The sequence below is a fragment of the Actinosynnema sp. NPDC023658 genome, assembly GCF_040639995.1.
Taxonomy (GTDB): domain Bacteria; phylum Actinomycetota; class Actinomycetes; order Mycobacteriales; family Pseudonocardiaceae; genus Actinosynnema.
This window is the reverse complement of sequence record NZ_JBFAAX010000536.1, coordinates 1,421-4,063: the sequence shown is the minus strand read 5'-3', so window position 1 is coordinate 4,063 and position 2,643 is coordinate 1,421. Positions and strand designations below refer to the sequence as shown.

4 protein-coding genes are annotated in these 2,643 nt (G+C 75.7%); 2 read left to right on the top strand and 2 right to left on the bottom strand.

The annotated features are described in order from the left end of the window. Positions 1-406 (bottom strand): phosphotransferase (locus AB0G02_RS30640; RefSeq protein ID WP_360800868.1); only part of this gene is annotated, 406 nt, incomplete at its 3' end. Between the two features lie 161 nt (positions 407-567). Between AB0G02_RS30640 and AB0G02_RS30635 the strand changes: the two genes are divergently transcribed. Together AB0G02_RS30635 and AB0G02_RS30630 are read left to right on the top strand one after the other, a co-directional pair. Then, positions 568-858 carry an antibiotic biosynthesis monooxygenase gene (locus AB0G02_RS30635; protein ID WP_360800865.1) on the top strand — a complete coding sequence of 97 codons (291 nt, stop codon included), beginning with the start codon at positions 568-570 and terminating at the stop codon, positions 856-858. Beyond that, positions 855-1,742, top strand: a complete 888-nt coding sequence (locus AB0G02_RS30630; protein WP_360800862.1) for an MBL fold metallo-hydrolase — start codon at positions 855-857, stop codon at positions 1,740-1,742. The genes AB0G02_RS30635 and AB0G02_RS30630 overlap by 4 nt, the downstream gene beginning before the upstream one ends. A 59-nt stretch (positions 1,743-1,801) precedes the next feature. On the opposite strand, the gene AB0G02_RS30625 is transcribed toward AB0G02_RS30630, so the two are convergent. After that, positions 1,802-2,530 carry an SDR family NAD(P)-dependent oxidoreductase gene (locus tag AB0G02_RS30625; protein ID WP_360800859.1) on the bottom strand — a complete coding sequence of 243 codons (729 nt, stop codon included), beginning with the start codon at positions 2,528-2,530 and terminating at the stop codon, positions 1,802-1,804. Positions 2,531-2,643 lie beyond the last annotated feature (113 nt).

The following is a 2,643-nucleotide window of genomic DNA, read 5'->3' as shown; positions in this document are numbered from 1 at the left end:
GCCGGTGGTAGGACGGGAAGTCCGGCGGCACGCGGCCCGGCACGTGCCCCATGACCAGGAACGGCCCGCCGAGCAGGTCGGGATCCGGCTCGTGGCCGTAGACCGGCGGCACGGGCACGTCGGTGTCGCGGCCGAGCACCTCCAGCAGCCGGTGCTGCTCGGCCAGGCGGGCCTCGGGGTGCACCCGGTAGGCCGGTGAGGCGATCCGCGCGACCAGCCGCCGCACCCGACGCCCCCGCGGACCGCGCCAGGACAGGTCGAACATGAGCGTCTCGGTGGAGAAGCCGCCGTCGGGGACCTCGATCGGGCCGATCGAGACCGGCTCACCACCGGCGACGTGGGTCGAGCACCACCGGCTCAGGCGCGTCCGGCTGACCTCCGGGTCGCGCTGGTGCGGCACGGGCATGTGCCTGGCCTCCTCGGTCGGTGCGCACGGCCACCAGGACGCTAGGCGGGGCGGCTCGAACCGCGGTGGAGCGCAGCCGGCGCTGTACCGGGGTTCGAGCGGGGCGGCCGACCATCGGAGGCGGTGCACGGCAGACCCGTTCGTCGGAGAGGACGCGACCCGTGGTGGTGTTCGTCAACAAGCTCGTGCTCAACGGCGCCCCGGAGGACCTGGAGCGCCTCTACCGGTCGGTCTCCGACTTCTTCCGCGAGCAGCCGGGACTGCTGCGCTTCCGGCTCCTGCGGTCCAGGCGCGACCCGGCGGTGTACCTCAACGTCGCGGAGTGGGAGAGCGCCGAGCTGTTCGAGCGGGCGGTGCGGCAGGAGTGGTTCCGCGCCGCGGCGCGGGTGTCGGAGGTCGCGGACGGCGACCCGCACCTGTGCGAGGTCGTGGTGTCGGGCGGCCCGGCGTGAAGGAGCTGGCCGACGGCGTGTTCGCGCACGAGCAGCCCGACGGTGGCTGGTGCGTGGGCAACGCGGGTGTGCTCGTCCGGGGTGGCGCGGCGGCCGTGATCGACACGGCCGCGACGCAGCGACGGGCCGAGCGGCTGCGCGACGCGGTCCGGGCGGTGTCGCCCGTGCCGCCGTCGGTGGTGGTCAACACCCACCACCACGGCGACCACACGTTCGGCAACTCCGTGTTCGCCGGTGCGGCCGTCGTCGCGCACGAGCGGGCCCGGGAGGAGATGGCGGCGAGGGGACTGGCGCTGACCGCGGTCTGGCCGGAGGTGGACTGGGGCGAGCTGACGCCGGCGCTGCCGTCGGTGACGTTCACCGACCGGCTCACCGTCCACGTGGACGACCTGGTCGTGCGGCTGCTCCACGTCGGTCCCGCGCACACCGACAACGACGTCGTCGCGTGGCTGCCCGAGCAGCGGGTGCTGTTCGCCGGGGACGTGGTGCTGTCCGGCTGCACGCCGTTCTGCCTGATGGGTTCGGTGCGGGGCTCGCTGGGTGCGATCGACGCCCTGCGCGCGTTGGACCCGGTCACCGTCGTGTGCGGGCACGGGCCGGTGTGCGGCCCGGAGGTGTTCGACGCCACCGAGGCCTACCTGCGCTGGGTGCTGGACCTGGCGGCGGCGGGCGTCGCGGCCGGGCTGTCGCCGCTGGAGGTGGCGCTGGAGGCCGACCTGGGCGGGTTCGCCGGGCTGCTCGACCCGGAGCGGCTGGTCGCGAACCTGCACCGCGCCTACGCCGAGGAGGCGGGCCTCGCACCGGGCGCCCACCTGCCGTCCGCACCGGTGTTCGCGGAGATGGTGGCGTTCAACGGCGGGAAACCGCTGACCTGCCTGGCCTGACAGCGGTCGCGGGTCGGCGGCTGCGGGTCGTCGTCACGGGTCGGCGGTCAGGGCGGCGGTCACCAGATGAGGCCGCCGTTGACCTCCAGCACGTGCCCGTTGACGTAGGAGCTGTCCGGACCGGCCAGGAACACCGCCGCCCTGGCCACCTCGTCCGCCCGGCCGAGCCTGCCCAGCGCCAGCTTGCGCTCGTAGTGCGGCCACACCCGGTCGTCGGCGGCCAGCCGTGCACCCATGCCCGTGCCGATGAAGCCGGGCGCCAGGCAGTTCACCGTGATCCCGCGCCCGGCCAGCTCGACCGCGCACACCTTGGTGAACGCCTCGACCGCGGCCTTGGACGCAGAGTAGGCCGACGCGCCGGCGGCGACCCGGGTGGCCAGCGCGGACGACATCGTGATGATCCGCCCGCCGCCCGCCTCCTCCAGGTGCGGCACCACCGCCCGCACGCAGTGGAACGTGCCGAGCACGTTGGTGGCCACCACGTCCGCCCACCGCTCCGGGTCCGCCGCGGCGACCGGGCCGGGGTGGCTGATCCCGGCGTTGGCCACCAGCACGTCGATCCGGCCGAAGCGGTCCCGGGCGGCGGCCATCAGCGCGGTCGCGGACCCCGCGTCCCGCACGTCGACCTCGTGGAAGACCGCGTCCTCACCCACCAGGTCGGCCACGCCCGCCGCGTCACGCCCGGCGCACACCACTCGGCACCCCTCCGCCGACAACGCCTCGACGATGCCCCGCCCGAGCCCCTTGGTGCCACCGGTGACCACCGCGACCCGTCCGTCCAGCGACACGTCCCCTCCTCCGCCCGGCGCCGGGTCGGATCCTCCGGCCGCGGGGGGGGGGGGCGGCGCCGGGGGGCGGGGGGGGGGGGGGCCCGGGCGGCCCCGCGGCGACGCGCGGCGGC